At 39.5% G+C, this 20,111-nt stretch carries 9 protein-coding genes; 5 read left to right on the top strand and 4 right to left on the bottom strand.

What is annotated here, in order from left to right; translation table 11 throughout:
* Positions 1-97: 97 nt before the first annotated feature.
* Together LVD51_RS08855 and LVD51_RS08850 are read left to right on the top strand one after the other, a co-directional pair.
* On the top strand, positions 98-3,289 hold the full coding sequence (locus LVD51_RS08855) for a VCBS repeat-containing protein (RefSeq protein ID WP_449566874.1): 3,192 nt from the start codon (positions 98-100) through the stop codon (positions 3,287-3,289).
* Positions 3,290-3,318: 29 nt separating this feature from the next.
* Entirely contained in the window at positions 3,319-6,606 is a 3,288-nt protein-coding gene (locus LVD51_RS08850; RefSeq protein WP_236970861.1) for a VCBS repeat-containing protein, read from the top strand.
* A gap of 195 nt (positions 6,607-6,801) precedes the next feature.
* Here the strand turns inward: LVD51_RS08850 and LVD51_RS08845 are convergent, their stop codons facing one another.
* The 3 genes from LVD51_RS08845 to LVD51_RS08835 form a co-directional block, all read right to left on the bottom strand.
* On the bottom strand, positions 6,802-8,439 hold the full coding sequence (locus tag LVD51_RS08845; protein WP_236970860.1) for a glycoside hydrolase family 32 protein: 1,638 nt from the start codon (positions 8,437-8,439) through the stop codon (positions 6,802-6,804).
* 63 nt (positions 8,440-8,502) lie between these two features.
* Positions 8,503-10,509: an FG-GAP repeat domain-containing protein gene (locus LVD51_RS08840; protein WP_236970859.1), complete on the bottom strand. Its 2,007-nt coding sequence runs from the start codon at positions 10,507-10,509 to the stop codon at positions 8,503-8,505.
* 52 nt (positions 10,510-10,561) lie between these two features.
* Positions 10,562-12,580: an FG-GAP repeat domain-containing protein gene (locus tag LVD51_RS08835; protein WP_236970858.1), complete on the bottom strand. Its 2,019-nt coding sequence runs from the start codon at positions 12,578-12,580 to the stop codon at positions 10,562-10,564.
* A gap of 381 nt (positions 12,581-12,961) precedes the next feature.
* On the opposite strand from LVD51_RS08835, the gene LVD51_RS08830 reads away from it, so the two are divergent.
* Entirely contained in the window at positions 12,962-13,438 is a 477-nt protein-coding gene (locus tag LVD51_RS08830; RefSeq protein ID WP_236970857.1) for a hypothetical protein, read from the top strand.
* 223 nt (positions 13,439-13,661) lie between these two features.
* Here the strand turns inward: LVD51_RS08830 and LVD51_RS08825 are convergent, their stop codons facing one another.
* Complete coding sequence (locus LVD51_RS08825; RefSeq protein WP_236970856.1) at positions 13,662-14,756, bottom strand: amidohydrolase family protein; 1,095 nt, start codon at positions 14,754-14,756, stop codon at positions 13,662-13,664.
* 442 nt (positions 14,757-15,198) lie between these two features.
* Here LVD51_RS08825 and LVD51_RS08820 point away from each other — a divergent pair, with 442 nt between their 5' ends.
* Both LVD51_RS08820 and LVD51_RS08815 read left to right on the top strand, forming a co-directional pair.
* Positions 15,199-17,418 (top strand): ligand-binding sensor domain-containing protein, encoded by a 2,220-nt coding sequence (locus LVD51_RS08820; protein WP_236970855.1) that lies wholly within the window; start codon positions 15,199-15,201, stop codon positions 17,416-17,418.
* Positions 17,419-17,549: 131 nt separating this feature from the next.
* Positions 17,550-19,976 (top strand): hypothetical protein, encoded by a 2,427-nt coding sequence (locus tag LVD51_RS08815; RefSeq protein ID WP_236970854.1) that lies wholly within the window; start codon positions 17,550-17,552, stop codon positions 19,974-19,976.
* The last annotated feature ends 135 nt before the right edge of the window (positions 19,977-20,111 follow it).

Genomic DNA, 20,111 nt, shown 5'->3' with positions numbered 1-20,111 from the left:
AAACCACCATTATGTCATTTTTTGCATAGGTCTGGTTTCCATATGGAGCTGTCAACCTGCTGTGACCGATGAAACACCATCGACCTTGTTTCGACAAATGCAAGCACAAGCCCTTAATATCGATTTTCAAAACACCATAACCAATACCGATGAACTCAACATTTTTAAATATAGAAATTTTTACAATGGCGGTGGAGTAGCCATTGGAGACATCAACAACGATGGATTATCAGACCTCTATTTTACGGCCAACATGGGTCCCAATAAACTTTATCTAAACCAAGGACAGTGGCAGTTTGAAGACATTAGCCAAAAAGCTGGTATAAGCCTCACTGACAAATGGAGTACTGGAGTCGTCATGGTAGACATCAATGCCGATGGCTATTTAGATATTTACGTATGCAATGCAGGTTATGTCAAAGGAAAGGACCAAAAAAATGCATTGTTTATCAACAATGGTGACTTAACTTTTACGGAATCAGCCGCTATATACGGATTAGACGACAACGGATATACTACTCACGCCGCCTTTTTTGATTACGACAAAGATGGCGACCTAGACGCCTATATCCTCAACAATAGCTTCATTCCAGTCAATACTTTAAATTTTTCAAACAAAAGAGATTTAAAAGCATCAGACTGGCCGGTAAAAGAATTTTTAAAAGGAGGAGGAGACAAATTTCTAAGAAATGACAATGGAATATTTGTGGACATCACTAATGAAGCTGGCATCTATCAAAGCCTCATTGGATTTGGCCTAGGCGTGACCATCGGTGATGTCAATCAAGATGGCTATGAAGACATTTATATATCCAACGACTTTTATGAGCGAGACTATCTCTATATCAACAATCAAACTGGGGGATTTGTCGAATCTCTAGAAGACTACTTCGAACACATTAGTCACAGTTCTATGGGGGCCGATCTCAGAGATATTAATAATGATGGTTATCCAGATATTTTTGTATCCGATATGATGCCTAATGAAGAATACAGAATAAAAACAACTGCCAGTTTTGACGACGTCAATCTCAGAAAACTCAAATTGTCCCAAAATCTCTATCACCAATACATGCACAATACCCTCCAAATCAATACGGGAGAAGGAAAATTTAAAGATATCGGTTTTTACTCTGGCACTGCGGCTACTGATTGGTCTTGGGGAGCCCTATTGTTTGATGCCGACAACGATGGGTGGTCAGATCTATATGTCAGCAATGGCGTCTATCACGATGTAATTGATTTGGACTTTATGGACTTTTTTGCCAACGAAGTCATGCAACAAATGGCTCTTACCGGCCAAAAAGAAGATATGCAAATCATCATCGACCACATGCCTTCCATCCCCCTTAACAACCCGATGTTTCGCAATATCGATGGTCTCTCATTCGTAGAAACTACAAAGGATTGGGGTCTCAATCAAAAAAGTTTTTCTAATGGGGCTGCATATGGCGATCTGGACAATGACGGCGACTACGACCTTGTAGTCAATACTATAAATCAAGATCCGCTAATCTACCAAAATCAAAGTCAACAACCGGCCTTATCTATAAAAATAAAGGGTCATTCCGACAATCCATTTGGGATTGGGACTAAGGTCTATGCCTATACCAAAGATAAAATACAGTTTTACGAAATTCAACCGAGCCGAGGATTTCAATCTTCAGTAGATTACTCCGTGCTTTTTGGCCCAATCAACAATCGACTACCCGATTCAATTATCGTCGTTTGGCCAGATCTTACTCAACAAACCGTAACTGAAATCAAAGACTTCCACCTTACCATTACTTACCAGGCCAACCAACTGCCTTGGATTTCTAGAACCAATAGACCTATAACCACAGTATCAGACCATCAATACTTCCGACCACATATAGAAGATGACTACACCGACTTTTACCATGAGAGGGGATTGTATCGCATGGTTTCCAAAGAAGGTCCTGCTGTTGCGCAGGCAGACATCAACGGAGATGGTCTCTTGGATATATTTATTGGAGGAGGTCACCACCAAGCTGGACAATTGTATTTAGCCCATAATGACGCATACACTGCAGTATCTTCACCTGCCCTTACCGAAGATGCAGCATACGAAGACACTTATGCCATTTTTGAAGATATTGACTTAGATGGAGACTATGACTTAATCGTGGGATCTGGCGGCAATCACCTCCCTCCTAATCACAGCTTACTTGTAGATCGAATATATCTCAATGATGGTCATGGAAACCTCAGCAAAAGCGATCGAATGCCCATTGCTGAAGGCATGAATACAGCCACCATCGTCAGCTGGGACTACGATGCTGATGGAGACCCTGATTTATTTATTGGTTCAAGGTCGGTCCCCATGCATTTTGGTTACTCCCCGCTCCACTTTTTGTTAGAAAATGATGGTCAGGGTCATTTTAAAGAAGTATCACAAACCAAGGCCAACAACTTTAAAGATTTAGAAATGGTAACTTCTGCGCTATCGATAGATCTCGACAACGACAGCAAAAATGAATTAATCGCTGTAGGGGAATGGATGTCACCTAAAATATACTCTTTTTCCGATGGTCTAATCCAAAACATTCCTCATTCATTGGATTCATTGTCCGGTTGGTATTACTGTGTTGAATCAGGAGACATAGATGGAGATGGGAATACAGACCTCATATTGGGAAATCACGGCAGCAACTCCTATTTAGAATCTCGATCCCAAGGCCTATGGCAATTGTGGATCAATGATTTTGACAACAATGGCTTTGTCGATAAAATTTTCACCTATGAACAAAACAACAAACAAATACCCATGCACCAAAAGAGAGATTTAACCGATCAAATCATTTCTCTTAAAAAACAAAACCTAAAACATATCGATTACGCCAATCGAGATATAACAGAAATATTGGATCAAAATCTTCTCTCCAAAAGTAAAACATACAATACCAATTACCGAAAATCATATATAGCCAAAAACCTTGGTAACTTTCAATTTAAAGTCATTGAATTGCCGACTGAAGCACAACTATCTTCTATTCACGCGATAATGATTAAAGACATAGATGACGACAGCGACTTGGATATAATAGCCGCTGGAAATGATTGCCAGATGATACCACAGCTATCAAGATTAGATGGCAACTTTGGTTGGATTTTGCGCAATGAAGGAAGAGATGAATGGAAATTTATACCAGAACGTGAGACGGGAATACGGATAAGAGGAGAAGTAAAAAAAATACTGGAATTGGAAAATGGTGATTGGGCCTTTTTTATCAACAACGATAGTCCTGCTATCTACCGAAGACCATGAGATTTCAGACACAATATAAAATTTTAATCTTGCTAGTCATTAGCTTGACACTTCACAACTGCCAACCTAGTGAATCAATAGCACCTCCTATACATTTCATATTACATGAAGCGGACAAAACCGGCCTCGATTTCTCCAATGATTTGCCCATTGACACTTCTCTCAACATTATCAATTATATGTATTACTACAATGGAGGGGGACTGGCAGCGGGAGACTTCAACAACGACGGTCTAACCGATTTGTTCTTTACTTCCAATTTGGGCACAGACGCATTATACCTCAACCTTGGCGATTTAAAATTTAAGGACATCACTTCATTGACTGGTTTAGGAACTGAGGAAAATGGCTGGAGTACTGGAGTAGCGATTGTAGATATCAATGGAGATGGTTTATTGGATCTATACGTTTGCCAAGTGGGAAAATACAGACATTTGAACTCAAAAAACAAATTATTCATTTGCACCTATATCGACGACAACGACATTCCTCATTACGAAGACCAAGCCCAGGCCTACGGATTAGACTTTCAAGGATTTAGCACCCAAGCAGGTTTTTTTGATTACGACCTAGATGGGGACTTAGATATGTTTTTAATGAATCATGCCCTTCACCACGATGGAAAATTCGATCGAAGGGAAAAATTTTTGAATCAGCAACATTCATTGTCTGGCGATCGCCTGTACCGAAACGACGGCCACACCTTTACCGATGTCACCCAATCAGCCGGCATACTGAGCCACGGCATAGGCTATGGTCTGGGATTGTCCTTCAGCGATGTAAATGCAGATGGATATCCAGATATTTATGTCGCCAACGACTTTCATGAAAACGACTATCTGTATATCAATCAACAAAACGGTCAGTTTACGGAAGAATTAACCAGACAATTGATGCACAGCAGTCGATATAGCATGGGTACTGACATAGGTGATCTCAACAACGACGGATGGCCAGATATTTTCACCTTAGATATGTTGCCTGAGAATGCCGACATTCTCAAAAGATCAGAAGCAGAAGAGTCCTACCACACCTATAAATTTAGGTTGGATTATGGGTATTTTCATCAATATCCCATGAATAGTTTACAGATCAATCAAGGCAATAATTCATACAGTGAAATCGCAAGATATAGTGGGGTCAATGCCTCGGATTGGTCGTGGTCACCCATTATTGGAGACTGGGATATGGATGGATACAAAGACCTCTTTATTTCCAATGGCATTCCCAAACGAATGAACGATCTCGATTTTCTAAACTACATTTCCAATTTAGAACTGCGCAAAGACCTAGACATTCACCGAGTAAGAATGGAAGATTTAACTATGATAGAGTCCATTCCGGAAATTAAAATCAAGAATAAATTTTATGCCAACCAAGCCGACCTTAGATTCATCGATCTCGCCCCAACTATTGACAACGATCAAAACAGTTATTCCAACAGTGCAGTAATGGCCGATTTTGACAATGATGGTGACTATGACATAGTCACCAATAACATCAATCAATTGGCATTTCTCTATGAAAACACATTCGCCGGCGAATCTATCTCCATTCGATTAGAGGGAAGCAAAATGAACCACTTCGGTATTGGAGCTAAAATCTATTGCTACAGTAATGGAGACTTACAATACCTCGAACACTACAATACCAAGGCCTTTCAATCCTCCATGATGACTCCCCTTCTCTTCGCTAAAAAAGGAAATATAGATTCTGTAATTGTCGTTTGGCCAGGGGGACAATATGAGAAAATGGAAAATGTAGAAGGTGGAGAATTGCTTTTTCGATATAGAGAATCCCTGCCGTATAAATCATCACATCCCAAATCCACTTCCAATCTCGAAGTTCAAGAAGTTAGCCATCGCTTCAATCTCGACCTCATCCACCATGAAAATCCATTTATTGAATTCAATCGACAACCATTGATACCTCATTCTACTTCTGACTTAGGACCTGGATTAGCAGTTGGAGATATAAATGGTGATGGACTAGACGATCTCTTTCTTGGGTCGGCCAAACACGAAAGTCCCAGCCTTATGATTCAACAGCCCGATGGCAGTTTTAAAAACATGACAGAAGAATCTCTACACCTAGATGTTCGTTGTGAACAAGTGGATGCCGTCATCGCAGACTTTAATAATGATGGTCACAACGATTTACTAATAGGAAATGGCGGCAATGAATTTTACCTCGATTCTCCAGTCAATACCCCACAATTACTCATCAATGATGGCCATGGAAAATTAATAGAAAGTCCCCTAGCCTTCCAGGATATTAGGATAACCGCTTCCAATCTAGCAGTAGCTGACTACGACAATGACAATGATTTAGATGTGTTTATCGGAGGCCGAGCCATTCCTTACTATTACGGCGAAATACCCACTTCATATTTATTGAACAACGACGGAAACGGTCTATTTTCTGCGGTTGCTACTTCAACAGATTTGGATTCCATTGGAATGGTCAAAGCCAGCATTTGGCATGATATTGATAAAGATGGCGATCAGGATTTACTCGTTGCCGTAGAATGGGATGGAATATATCTATTTACCAATAACAATGGATCATTTTCTCAATCGATGATAACCGATAAAAAAGGATGGTGGAATTTTATAAAAGTTTTCGACTACGATAACGATGGCGATTCTGATATTTTACTCGGCAACCTCGGACTCAATAGTCGACTTAAGGCCAGTGCAGACCAACCCATTCGAATGTATTATGGAAATTTTGGGAATAGTGCAAAAAAACTGCCCATCCTTACCTACTATATAGGTGGGAAGGAAATCCCCTTTTATACCGTCATGGACATCATCAAACAAATACCCAGCATAAAAGACAAATTTCCACTCGCCAAAGATTTTGCTCAAGCCTCCATTGTTGACCTCTTGGGAAAGAATGAGATCAATAACAGTAAAATATTTGAAGCCAATTATCTGAGTAATGCCGTTTTGATCAACGAGGATGGCCACTATCGGCTTCAAGATTTACCCCCACTTTGTCAATGGACTCCCTATCACGATGCTGTAGTCGCCGACTTCAATAGCGACGGGAATAATGACTTTTTTATGGTGGGTAATTATTTTGGCAACAGTGTTCAAATGGGGAGATACGACGCAGATTATGGAAGTCTAATGATTTGGAATCCCCAAGGGAGTAAATTCGAAAAAATGAAACTTTCTCAGCCCATCCTCAAGGGACAAGGTCGCAAAATAAAAGCCATCACCATCAAGGGAAAACCTTATTATGCAGTCGCTATGAATAACGACAGTTTAAAAATACTAGCCATTGCTAATGACACAACAGGTCATCATTAAAGGATTTTTGAGAATTCTATTAGCTTGTGGACTTATCTTCACCGAGGGTTCAAAACCACAATCACCATCATTATTAGCAGAACTACAATCAATTCTATCCTCAATTTATTCTATATCATCACGAGTAATCCCAAATACTTGATCTCATATAAATGCTTGATCAGAATCAAATAAATCTATGCCTATACTGTTATATTATTTTTTATAAATATTATTCATTTCATATAAATTCAGAGATTTTATTTCACTATCTCCGCCCCTGGATTCTACCGATACACCGAGACTATCATTGAGCCCAGGAAATACACGTGCCGACACACATTGTTTCCCATTGACAAATACCTCAACAATACTTTTATCAATAAAAATTCTCAATTTCAAATTTTCGTCACTTCCCAACAAAACTGGAGCGACCTCTGGCGGTCGATGATTAATATCCGACAATACGGAAGAATGATCGGTATCTAAACTAATCAAACTATACCGCATTTTTCTGTATTGTTCAAACTTTGGACTTCCCCTTTTATATTCAAATCCTTTGTACAGCCCCTTCTCTTTGTAAAATGAAATTTTAGTATATTCAGATTGATCGGCAGATCTCAAGACCTTAAGTTCAAATGATTCTGCATCCTTGACGTCGATCTCTGTCTCTATTTCTATGGCATTGCCCGATATTCCCTCTAGCAATATTTCCCGATTGGCCGGAATCATTCGAGATGAAATATTCTTTTTGAATTTTCGCAGACTTTCGATGTCACCAGCGGGCTCAATAACCACTTCATCGTATCCTTTTAATGTAAGTCTTCGCGGCAAAGACATAATCTGATCCCAACCCCTGTTTTCTTTTCCCTTATTTACATTAAAAATGACAATAATACCACCTTTCCCATCTGGACTGGCCGAAGGGGCATGCAATCCAGAAGGCCTAGAGGCTCCAAAATTAAACTTACCATGTGATGTAGCTTTAAAAACATCATTATCCGTATCGTAATCACCCAATAGATATTGACCTCCTGAATTGTGACTAAAAAACAACAACATATGTCGATCTCCAATAGGCCAAAAATATGGACAAGCCCCATCGTCCCCTATTTGAGTAAATCGATCTCCCTCCACAAATTCATGCATATATTCCCAATCGATCAAATTCTTTGATCGAAATAAATAATGAGCTCTTACCGGTTGATCCATAGGCTGCAAATAGGATTGACTCCCCGATAAGGAGTAATAATACTCTCCTTTTTTCCATATAAATGGATCAAATATCTTATACTCTTTTTCACTAGTATCGGGGATAGGAATAACGGCTTGATTGGTCAGTTTATCCCAATTCAATAACAAATCATCATCAGAGATAGCCACCATATTACCTACTTCAGTACCGTGATACATAGCGATGACCCGATCCTTTTCGACCAAAGTAGATCCCGAAAAACAAGCGTGTTCAGGACCGGGATAAATGGCATAAGGCAAATCTCGCCAATGCAATAGATCTTTGCTTACAGCATGGCCCCAGTGTTGTCGTTTATCCTCCGGCGGATAACCTTGATAAAACAAATGCCAATTACCTCTCCAATAGCACAAACCGTTGGGATCGTTCAATCTATTCTCGGGACTGACAAAATGATAGGTTGGAAGATGGACATCATTGGCCAATTGAGCTCTCGATTTTGCAAAACGCAATACCAGAGGATTGGTTTTCAACATTTCTTCCTGGGCAGTCGCTTCGTCAGGAAAAACAAAATATGGCACCTTTGATCTGTTATCCACTTCTTGAGCCACTATAAACGAAGCGCATAGAACAAGCGCACTTAAAACAATCAGAATTCTCATTTTGTATTTATTCAACATTAGAAAGGGTCTAAATTCATGATCTCACTAGAGATCCAGTAAATCCTATCGTTTAAAATATGGATACTTAGCTGCTTCTTGCTTGCCTACAGTGGTCATGGTCGTGGTTTGCGCTTCACTACTTCGCTCCCAATAATAGACTACTCCGGTTTCCGTACCCACCAACAAATCGAGGATACCATCTCTATTAAAATCCGAAACCACTGGACCATCGGTATGGCCCATCATGGTACGAGATACCACTCTACCCATATACTGGAGGACGATTTTACCATCTTTCCGTCCCACATTTTTCATCCAGTCCACAGCCGGCTTAGAAGAAAACACTAAATCTTCTAGTCCATCACCATCCCAATCCGCGAAGGTAATCTTCAATCGACCATGACTGGAATTAATCCGTTGATTGAGTAAAATAGGTTGGCCAGAAGGATCTACAAAATCTCGCTGAGGGTGGCCCAACTTCAACATCCCATCCTCTTTAAATCGGGGATAGACTACAAGATATCCCTGATAATCCAACATCACCAAGTCCATTAAATCATCACCGTTAAAATCCATCATATAGGGGGAAGTCCGCCACGGCGCCAACAACTCATTGCCTTGAGAAACTCCTGGCGTCCAAGCAGGTTTTTGAGGTTGTCCCTCCCATTCTACTTCAATGGGCACTGGAGCTACCAAATCAGCTTGACTGCGGCTGCCATTATTTTTGACAAATACAATATTGCCATTGTGTTCATTGACCAATAGATCTGGTACATCATCACCATCCCAATCCCCTACATCTAGAGTAGTGTATCCCCAGTGAGGATCTTCTGTATTGGGCAAAGCCTCTGTGGGAATTATACGCAATGGTTGACCATCGACTTCTAACATTTGGGGCCGATCCCATCTCGGAATAGCGCCTCCCAGATTTTTGACAAATAGAATATCTCCCGCTCCATTTCCCGTCACGATATCATCGTATCCGTCATTGTCCCAGTCAAACACTCTAGGTGCTACTAATGCGCCTAAATCCAAATATTTAGCTTTTTGTTGCAAAAACCGTGGTTGCATAAATTGGGGCATTCCATCGATGACCTTCCCTGTGTTTTTAATAAAGGAAACTTTTCCTTCTTCATCTCCAGCAATAATATCTATATAACCATCTCCATCCAAATCAACAGCGCGCAATTTGGTAGCATTTCCATACCGCGTATACATCTGAATATCTTCACCCTCATAAGTCAATTTCCGACCAGTAGTAAATCGGTGTTGTTGACGATTTCCCTTATTCTGAAAATACATTATCTGAGCAAATGGCATAATGGCTACATAATCGAGATCGCCGTCATTGTCATAGTCTGCTAAAGGAACTTCTAGATACAATTCCTTGCCCAGGATTTCTCCATTTTCCATCAATATGGTTTCTGGATCATTGTATTTAGGATCTTCATTACTTCCTACATTTTTAAAAAACAATAAATAGTTCCCAGTATTCGCAGACAATCCACAGACCAGATCGTAAAGATCATCCCCATCAAAATCTATCATTTTCCAGGTATTGTTCCCCGTTCCTTCTACATACCCTCTTGGTGGAATGGACAAGGTCGTATTTTTCCAAAATACATTTTCCGGAACGCTCTCATACATTTTAAGTGATTCATTTACCCGATCGGGAGTCAATACATGGATTTTACCTTCCACTTCAGACACTGCAAAATATTTGCCATCATGTCCCAATCTAAATCGATCACTGGACATGCGGTCACCCTGTCGGTAAACAGGCATATCCACATTGCCACTGATGTTTTCAAAATAATGGACTCCAGACTCCACATAACTACCGGAAGCAGATACCAATAAATCGAGATCGCCATCACCATCAAAATCCATAGGCATGGGCACAGATTTAAATCCCACATCTAGATCGACCAATAAATCTGGATTATTGTATCGCATTTTCTCTACTCCCTCACGATATCTATGGTCACCAGGCCCTTGTTCTACCGTCTGACTGCATTGGGTAAATAAAGTAGTGGACATAACCAGTGTAAACAAATAAAATAGTCTCATTAAAACATTAACATTATAGTTGATTAATATACTTAATTTCTTCTTTTCTTGATTAGCGTTTAAAGTAGGGATAGCTAGCTGGTTGCTGTTTATCAGAAGTAGTCATCGTCGTTGTGCCATTGATATTGGATCTCTCCCAATAATACAAAACCCCTGTCTCGGTGCCCACCAACAAATCGGGGATACCGTCCTTGTTGAAATCCGAAACCACAGGACCATCGGTATGTCCCATCATGGTTTTGGACACCACTCTCCCCATATATTGTAGGACCATTTTACCATTTTCCATTCCCATATTTTTCATCCAATCCACAGCTGGCTTCGAAGAAAAAACCAAATCCTCAAGGCCATCTCCGTCCCAATCGGCAAAGGTTATTTTTAATCGACCACTACTTTTGTTTTTCAATTGATTCAATAAAATTGGGCTTCCATCAGGGAATACGATATTGCGCTGAGGATGATGAAGCAGTAATTGTCCGTCCTTTTGGGATCGAGGATAAACAGCCAAATAACCTTCGTGATCCAACATAACTAGATCATTCAAACCATCTTGGTTAAAATCCATAATAAAGGGTGAAGTCCTCCACGGTGCCAACAATTCATTCCCGGTAGCATTTCCCGGTGACCAAGTAGGTCTTAACGGATGTCCCTCCCATTCCACCTCCACGGCTTGGGCTGGAGCCAATTTAGGTGATTTTTTACTCCCTATATTTTTAAATAAAACGACATTGCCATTATGATCATTGGCCAAAATATCGGGAAGCTTATCTTCGTCCCATAATCCCACATCAATGGTCACATAGCCCCAATGGGGTCTCGAAGTTCGAGGGTTGGATTCTGTCGGAATGATTCGAATCGGTTGACCATTTACTTCCAGTAGTTTGGGTGCATCCCAAGAAGGTATCAGTCCACCTAAGTTTTTTACAAACACAATATTTCCTACCCCATTTCCCGCGACAATATCTTCGAGACCATCTCCATCCCAATCATATACACGCGGAGCAACAATAGATCCCAAATCCACAAACTTAGCCTCCTGCTGTAAAAATCTCGGGGGCAAAAATTCAGGCATGCCATCGACCATCCGGCCTGTATTCTTTAACCAAGATACCTTGCCATCTTCATCCCCAGCAACAATGTCCATATAACCATCTTGATTTAGATCTACACTGCGCATTCTGATGGTTCCTCTGCATTCAAACTGTATAGGTTGGCCTTGGTATTTCAACATACGTCCGGGCTCCAATTCATTTCGAGTACCGGCATCCTTGTTTTCGTAGTAAATTATATGAGAATATCGGGTCGTTCCCATATAATCTACATCGCCATCATGGTCATAATCTGCCAAAGGGACATCCATGTCGAGATACAACTCATCAGCGGGCAGCTCTGAGGTCTGCATTTTAACTTTAATGGGTGATTGATAATCTGGTTCAGCATTTGTACCTATATTTTTATGAAAAAACAGGGCTTCTCCTTTATCAATGGATTGAGCCGACATCAAATCATAAAGGCCATCGCCATCCCAGTCCAACATTTTCCAGGTACTTTTTTCATCGGGCATAACATTTTGGATAGAATTGGGCATATCCCTTTTCTTCCAAAAAACATTTTGTGGCACATCTTCATAGATTAAGAGCTTATCTTTTACTCGATCCGGGGTCAAGACATGTGTACGTCCTTCCACCTCAGAGACCACAAAACAAACTCCTTCGTATCCCAACCTAAAACGATCAAAAGACAGTTTTTCCCCAGCGCGATAAATCGGCATATCCACATTGCCGCTTATATTTTCAAAATAAAAAACTCCACATTCCATATACGCTCCAGAAGCAGACACCAACAAATCGATATCCCCATCGCCATCAAAATCCATGGGCATGGGCACAGATTTAAATCCCACATCTAGATCTACCAGTAAATCAGGATGATAATAACGCAATTTTTCAACTCCATCGCGATAGGGTGAAAGCTGAGTGTAAATATCCTTTGTGGAGGAACAACCATTCAACAAGGCCAAGGCTATGGCAATAGCACTGAGAGAAAATAGAAAATGAGATTTTTGAAACATATCGAATCCAATAAAAGATTAAGGTAAAAAGGATTAGAGTAATTGCAATATTAAAAATTCATTCGATTTAAAATAATTTTATTCAAATAGATGCATACAAAGGACAATATTCTATCAAACAAAGCAAATAGAATATATTACTCTTAATTATCAACCACCTCAAAACAATCAGATAAGATATACAATGCTAGATATTCCCTTCATTCCACTTATCCCTATACTTGGGAATTAACAATCCATCCTTCTATTAAAAAATTCGCTTCTACCTATATTTTTTAAGTAGAAAAATCGTTTATTAATTACAATAAAGTGCATAAATTTTTGTACTTTACTATTATACATGCTAAACCACCAATATTGATCACTTCAAAATCTTGGTTTATGAAAAATCTAATTGTTTTTTCTATCGGCATGCTGTTCGCCAGCCTTATTATAATCTCTTGTCAGAAAAATAAAAGTCAACCCGATGTTCTTGAAGGCCATGCTTATTCTGTAGATGCTTTTTTTAATAAAATGAGCAAGCTTTCACTGAAATCAAAATCAGACAATGTTATCCATATCAACTATCTGTGGAATCAAACAGACCGAACCATCACCTATTTAGGTTCAGAGGAAAAACCAGCAGAAACAATGATATTGGAAACTGCCGACGAGAGAAAAAATCAAATGAAATTGTCTCCAAAAACCTACATAGTATCATGTTCAGGGGATACTTACGAATGGGAACAAGGCTGTGAAGACAAAGCTTCATGCGCTGAAGTTTTTGAAAAATGTTTTAAAGAAGGTGGCGAAACCAGTCTTTTAAAACATCAACTTATTTACGCTCCTCAATTCCGCACTTTCTATCTTCATATTTGATAGCAGCTTATTTTTATCAAAAATTGAATAATCAATCAAGCTTAGGAAAGGCAAGTTGACTAGTTAAAAAAACAGCATAAACTTCCTAGAACGCTGATTCACCGAGCATTAAAACCACAACGGTTATTATCCCAAGAATAAGTCAACATTACCATCCGGACGAATAACAAACTATTCGTCCGGATGCCTTATTCCAAATGATTTTGGTCTAAGATTTTCTTCCCTATTCCGGGAACAAAGACTTATCTATATTAGGAATAACCTTTAGGGCATTTTTGTAATACAGTTTTTTCAACACTTCATCATCCAATCCCAGACCGTACATTTTCCAAAAGGCATGATATCTCTTGTAATAGGGGAAATATTCATCTTCGGACTCCAACACCCTAAAATATGTGTAGTATTCTTCTGGGTTCCACGAATCTTTTCCAAACATAATCCGATCTTGATACTTCGTTAAAAATGCTTTGGCAAAACGCGGTTGTCGACCCAATTCAGCAATGACGGCTCCGATTTCCGAATACATATTGGGAAATTCATCCATCAACTTACCCAATTGGGCAAGATCGTTACCATACCAGCCCAAATGTGCATTGATAAACTTGGTGTTTTTGTGTTTCCGAAAGATATTGTGTTGTTCATCGATAATGGTCTGCCATGGAGCAGTGGTCGCATCCTCACGCTTACGCCCCGACCTCAGTTTCAACTCCAACCATCTTTCGTTTTGATTGTCATGGGGCGACCAAAATGGCTTTGGATCTGCCGAATGAATAAGAACGGGGATTCCCAATTCTCCACACTTTTCCCAAACGGGAGCTATTCTTTCATCATCGATACGCACTCTATTGCCCTGGCTATCCTTATTATCCATTCCAAAACTCTTGTACACTTTTAATCCATTGGCTCCCATGCGAACATCTTCTTCCAACTGCCGAACTGCATTTTCAGTCCACCCTTCTACATCAACATTATTGAAATCGATATTGGTAAACACAATAAAGCGATTGGGATAATTCTCATTAACATTTTCCAATCCTTTTTTCAAATGGTCTTGACTGCCACGTCCCCGACCAGAAAGATTGACCATGACCTTCATATTGAGATCGTCCATATCTGACACTAAAGTACTCAAATCCATATCAGGCATTCTAAACTGATGATTGTGTACATCGATAAATGGGTATTTGGCTTGAGTGTATATTTTACCTGGAACCACTAGAGTAGAAGGGGGATCGTAATCCTCAAAATCCATCTTTTGAGCTAACGATGCTTCAACCACAATAAAAATAAAACTTAGACAAACAAAGACTCTTAACATAATTAGATGTTTAATGGATGACGCAATACATATCTTACTTTAAGTAAACTTCCTCCTTTAGAGGCAACAACAATGGCTTGAATCATAAACAGATACAAGTACTAAATATACCATATTATATTTTGTTCACTCTCAGAATAATTTAACAAGATAAGATTGTATCGGGAATAGACAACAAGTTGGAGAGTATATTTCTCGAGGTATTAGTAATTTTGCGATGCGGATTGTGAAACCTCTAAGTAAAAAATTATTATACGAATTCCTTAGAAATCATTGAATTTCGAAAATTAAGATCTAATCCCAATTAACCTAATTGGAAAACTGAAAGATAAGAGTTAGAGCTGTGATATAGTCACAATTGAAATGATTTAATATAACAGATAATTGTATAAATACTTTATTGGAATTAGGAATACAATATCTTTTAATTTAAAAATACGTTATGAAGAACCCTTTATTGTTATTGCTATTAATGACTTTGGCAACGATTAGCTTTGCTCAAGACAACACACGAAACCACCCCCATGGAATTCCCGACAAGGCTTTTTTACAAGACTGTAGCATCAAATACGATCTTGAAGACAAGGATATTCAATTATACCGTGTAGTATCAGACAGAAATGGTTATATCCAATTGTTGTCATCTCAAGGCCTATTGCGACCTAGACCAGGACAATTTTTATATCCGGGAACTTTGGTGACCGACGTACAAGACAAACCAACCTCCGATAAAAACATTTCATCTATATCGATCTATGAAAATCAATTGATCTATCTGGACGACAAGGCCGTATTCAGCAATGCTTGGGCGGGCAAACTTTATTCCAAACACAAGATGGCCAATGCCAATATTTTTTCTGCAGGTAAAGATTTTGAATTCTTAATCTCCGACGGAAAAAATTTGAATCTATTACTCGATTCCAAAACCTTGTGGAGTGGTACTTTGTCGCAAGATGAAGTGATCAGCATAGAATACGATAATGAAAATAACATATTCTGGATTTTGGGTAAATCTACCCTCAATACTTTTTCTCCAACCCAAAAAGTATTAAAGCAAGTTTTCAAAGGTTCGAATTTAACCTGTATGGAATGGTTACCAGGGAAAATCCTTGTCGGTACAACCAACGGGTATTTTGAGTTTGACACAAAGGCCAAACGACAAGTCGGCGAAATCCAACAAAAAATGCCATGGACAGAATTGACTAGCATCCAAAATATTGACGGAAAAATCTGGTTTGGATCCACTAGAGGTGCCATGTCATTAAAGGAAGATGGCCGATTTAATTACTATGCTTCCAAAAGATGGCTCCCTTCAGATAGTGTTATTGATATTGCGAAAGGTCCTGAAAATTCTGTATTGATCCTTACTTCTGGCGGATTAGGACAAATAGTTTTCAAAGAAATGACCTTGGCCGACAAAGCGGAGTTTTTTGACAAACAAGTCAGAGAACGCCACATCAGAACAGGGTTTAATGCCATTTTATCTAATATGAAAAATGGAGATTTGACCACGGGGACGATGAAAAATTCAGACAATGATGGTCTATGGACATCGATGTATCTCGGTGGGGAGGCCTTCAGATATGCAGTTACTCATTCAGAAGAAGCATTGCAGAATGTCAAAGAATCATTAGATGCAATGGAGCGGCTCTACACTATCAATCCTATGAACTCTGGATTCCCTTCCCGATCATTTCAGAGAGCGGGATACAATGCAAGCAGTAAACCGTGGCGAGCGACAGAAGATCCTGAGTGGGATTGGAAATCTACAACCAGCAGTGATGAAGCAATCGGACATGTTTTTGTTTTTGGAGTTATTGCCGAATTGGTTGATGTAAAACCAGTAAGGGAAAAGGCCATTGAATTGTTAGATTTACTAATGCAACATATAGTGGATAATGACCTTTACCTTGTAGACTTCGACGGCAAGCCAACCACTTGGGGGCGATGGCATCCCGACTATGTCAACAATTTCCCTACCTCTGTAGGAGACCGTAAACTCAATAGTTCAAATATCATAGCCATGCTACAATCGGCCTATTATTTTACAAAAAAGGAAGTGTACAAAGAAAAAGCTTTTGAACTCATCGATGATTACGGGTATCTCGAAAACCTTATGAGACCGATGGAAGAAATAGGAAGGGCTCCGAACCAAGCTGATGATTGGAGTAAAATGCTATCCAGCAGATGGAATCACTCTGATGATGAAATGTATTATATGGGGTATTGGGGACTTTACCGATATGCTTTCAACGACGAATTAAAATCTAATTACCGACAAGCCATTATAGATCACTGGGAAGCCGAACGACCGGAGAAAGATGGACTTTGGAACATCATGACGGCTTTGGTAGGAGATGAAGATTTTGATTTCGAAAATGCCATCTGGTTTTTACAAGAATTTCCATTGGATTTAATCACATGGACGGTAAACAACAGCCATCGTAAAGATATTGAAGTTTTGCCAGCCAATTTTAGAGATCAAGCTACCAAAGAAGTTTTACCACCAGATGAATTAAAAATCCGCCAACACAATGCCAATCGATTTGAACTAGATGGAGGCCAAAATGGGACACGAGAATACAGTGCTGGAGATTTATGGTTGTTACCCTATTGGATAGGGCGATATCTAGAGGTAATTGGAGAGCCTGTAAACGACTAATGCATTTAGTATAAATTACAGAGGTAGAGCGAACAACATTTTTAATTCAAATTATCTATTCATCTTATAACATAGAAGGATAGACGTAAGTGGCTAAGGCAAATATTAATCTTTACACATAAATCACATACATGAATAAGACAGCGAAACGAATACCATTTTTATTATTCTCTTTATTTCTCTATACATCTATGGCCTATACACAAATGGTCAACTTAACTGGGGCTTCGGTGGTAAGCTCTCATACGAATGATAAAGTGGTATTGAAATCCATTGCCGTCTTAAGTGAAGAGATTGAAAAACGAAGTTCAATTCAGTATCCCATCCTTGATAAATGGTCAAACTCTATGGATGAGACTATTATTATTGGATTAGAAGAAGATGTAAAAAACCTTCCGAAAAATCTACAACAAATGGTTGCCAGTCTACCCTCCATAGATAAAGAAGGGTACAAAATTGCCGTTGATGCTACTACCCAAAGTGTTGCCGTCATTGGGGCAGATGCTAGGGGTATTCTATATGGTATAGGAAAATTATTGAGAAACCTAGAAATGAGAAAAGGGGAAATACTGATAGCTGATGATTTTAGTATTTCCTCTTCTCCTACTTACCCGATAAGGGGACATCAATTAGGTTATCGTCCTAAGACCAATGCCTATGATGCTTGGAGCCCTGAACAATATGATGATTATATCAGAGACTTGGCCATTTTTGGTGCCAATAGTATTGAGATCATGCCTCCACAGACTGACGATGATTTTCAAAGTGTTCATATGAAGTTACCATCTATGGACATGATCGTAAAGCAATCAGAAATCTGTGATTCATACGGATTGGATGTTTGGATGTGGTTCCCCAACTTGGGATCAGACTATGAAGATCCAGTAGCCGTACAAAAAGAATTGGAAGAACGGCACAAGATATTCCAATCTCTTCCTCGACTCGATGCTCTTTTTGTACCTGGAGGTGACCCAGGACATTTGGAACCAAATGAATTATTTGATTTTCTTAAAAAAGAAGCAGAAGTCCTTCACAAATCCCATCCCAAGGCTAAGATATGGGTATCTCCTCAATCTTCTAAACCTACAAAGCAATGGTTTGAGGATTTTTATTCTCATGTCAACAAAAAGTATGATTGGTTTGGGGGAGTTGTTTTTGGTCCATGGGTCAAAACCCCATTGTCCGAAATCAAGAAAATCATAGGCCCTGATGTAGCGATCAGAAGGTATCCAGATATCACCCATACTGTCAAATGTCAGTATCCAATCCCCAATTGGGATTTATCCCTAGCCAACACTTTAGATCGGGAGCCCATCAATCCAAGCCCCATCGATCAAAAGATCATACACAATTCACTGGCCAAATATGCAGACGGCAGCATTAGCTATTCGGAGGGTATCAATGATGATGTCAATAAAATGATTTGGAGTGATCAAGATTGGGATCCAGAGACTCCGGTAAGTGAGACATTAACTGAATATGGTCGGTACTTCATTAGTCCGGATTTAGATGAGGAAATTGCACAAGGGCTTTTGGGATTGGAAGCCAACATGAAAGGTTCATTACTCGGTAACGATGGTGTATTGAGAACCTTACAACAGTGGCAATCCATTGAAGCAACTGCTACAGCAGAGGTATTAAGTAATTATCGTTTCCAGCTGGCTTTAATCAGGGCTTATTTTGATGCTTACCAATACCGTAGATTGATGTATGAAACAGAATTGGAACAAGCGGCAAGGGATATTTTGCTTTCAGCTCCAAAGATTGGTTCAATAAAAGCTATAGAAATGGCCAGTGAGACTTTGGCGAAATCTAGGAAGACCCCGATACAACCAGAATGGAAACAGCGATGTTATGCACTTGCCGATTCTCTATTTAACAATATTGGTGCACAGCTAACTGTAGAAAGTCACGGAGGAGTTAAAGGCAGGGGTACTTTTATCGACAATATAGATATTCCCCTAAACGACGTTCTCTATTTATTGGATCAATTTTTAGAAATAAAAAAACTCAATAGCGAAGAAGACCGATTGGCGGCCATTCATACAATTCTTCATCGCACCGATCCTGGTCCAGGTGGTTTTTACGACAACTTTGGATCTCCACGCAGTTTGTCCAAGGTCATATCTGAAGTTTCTTGGGAAGAGGATCCGGGAACTTTGATTTCTCCTAGGGTTAGTTTTGGAGTAGGTCTTAACGGAGAAAAATGGAAGAGAAAAGTAAAAAGTATGGGTTTTGAGGGAAATCCATGGCCTTTGGCTTGGATGAATCATGTGACTACTCTATACCAACAGCCTTTAGAAATAGAGTATGACCATCTTGATTCAAAGAGTAAATACAGTATTCGGATTGCATATACTGGTAGATTTAGAGCGATCATGAAATTGGAGGCGGATGGTATTTTGGTTCACGATTATCTTAAAACTGGCAGTCAACCTATATATGAATTTGATCTGCCTATGGAAGCTGTACGCGATGGCAAGGTAAGGTTCAAATGGACTTGTAGTGAAGGTCAGCGGGGGTCACAGGTATCGGAGATCTGGTTGATCAAGGAATAATACGAATTACATTTATAATTTATAAGCTTACCCACCCACGACACGGGGGTCGTGGTGCCCTCGTTGAAGGTAGATTTACTACCTTCAGTACTTCGTACTTTACTCGGTTATCTTTCGATTTATTGTAGAGCCGCA

Origin of the sequence: Membranihabitans marinus (assembly GCF_021729155.1) — a bacterium.
Lineage (GTDB): Bacteria > Bacteroidota > Bacteroidia > Chitinophagales > Saprospiraceae > Membranihabitans > Membranihabitans marinus.
The sequence above is the reverse complement of the archived record's forward strand: the minus strand, read 5'-3'. Positions and strand labels throughout refer to the sequence as shown.

What these genes read in the sequence shown, in the direction of transcription:
- LVD51_RS08815 (WP_236970854.1), top strand. Translation starts at nt 17,550, where the DNA reads ATGAATAAGACAGCGAAACGAATACCATTTTTATTATTCTCTTTATTT.
- LVD51_RS08840 (WP_236970859.1), bottom strand. Translation starts at nt 10,509, where the DNA reads ATGAGACTATTTTATTTGTTTACACTGGTTATGTCCACTACTTTATTT.
- LVD51_RS08855 (WP_449566874.1), top strand. Translation starts at nt 98, where the DNA reads ATGCAAGCACAAGCCCTTAATATCGATTTTCAAAACACCATAACCAAT.
- LVD51_RS08830 (WP_236970857.1), top strand. Translation starts at nt 12,962, where the DNA reads ATGAAAAATCTAATTGTTTTTTCTATCGGCATGCTGTTCGCCAGCCTT.
- LVD51_RS08820 (WP_236970855.1), top strand. Translation starts at nt 15,199, where the DNA reads ATGAAGAACCCTTTATTGTTATTGCTATTAATGACTTTGGCAACGATT.
- LVD51_RS08845 (WP_236970860.1), bottom strand. Translation starts at nt 8,439, where the DNA reads ATGAGAATTCTGATTGTTTTAAGTGCGCTTGTTCTATGCGCTTCGTTT.
- LVD51_RS08835 (WP_236970858.1), bottom strand. Translation starts at nt 12,580, where the DNA reads ATGTTTCAAAAATCTCATTTTCTATTTTCTCTCAGTGCTATTGCCATA.
- LVD51_RS08825 (WP_236970856.1), bottom strand. Translation starts at nt 14,756, where the DNA reads ATGTTAAGAGTCTTTGTTTGTCTAAGTTTTATTTTTATTGTGGTTGAA.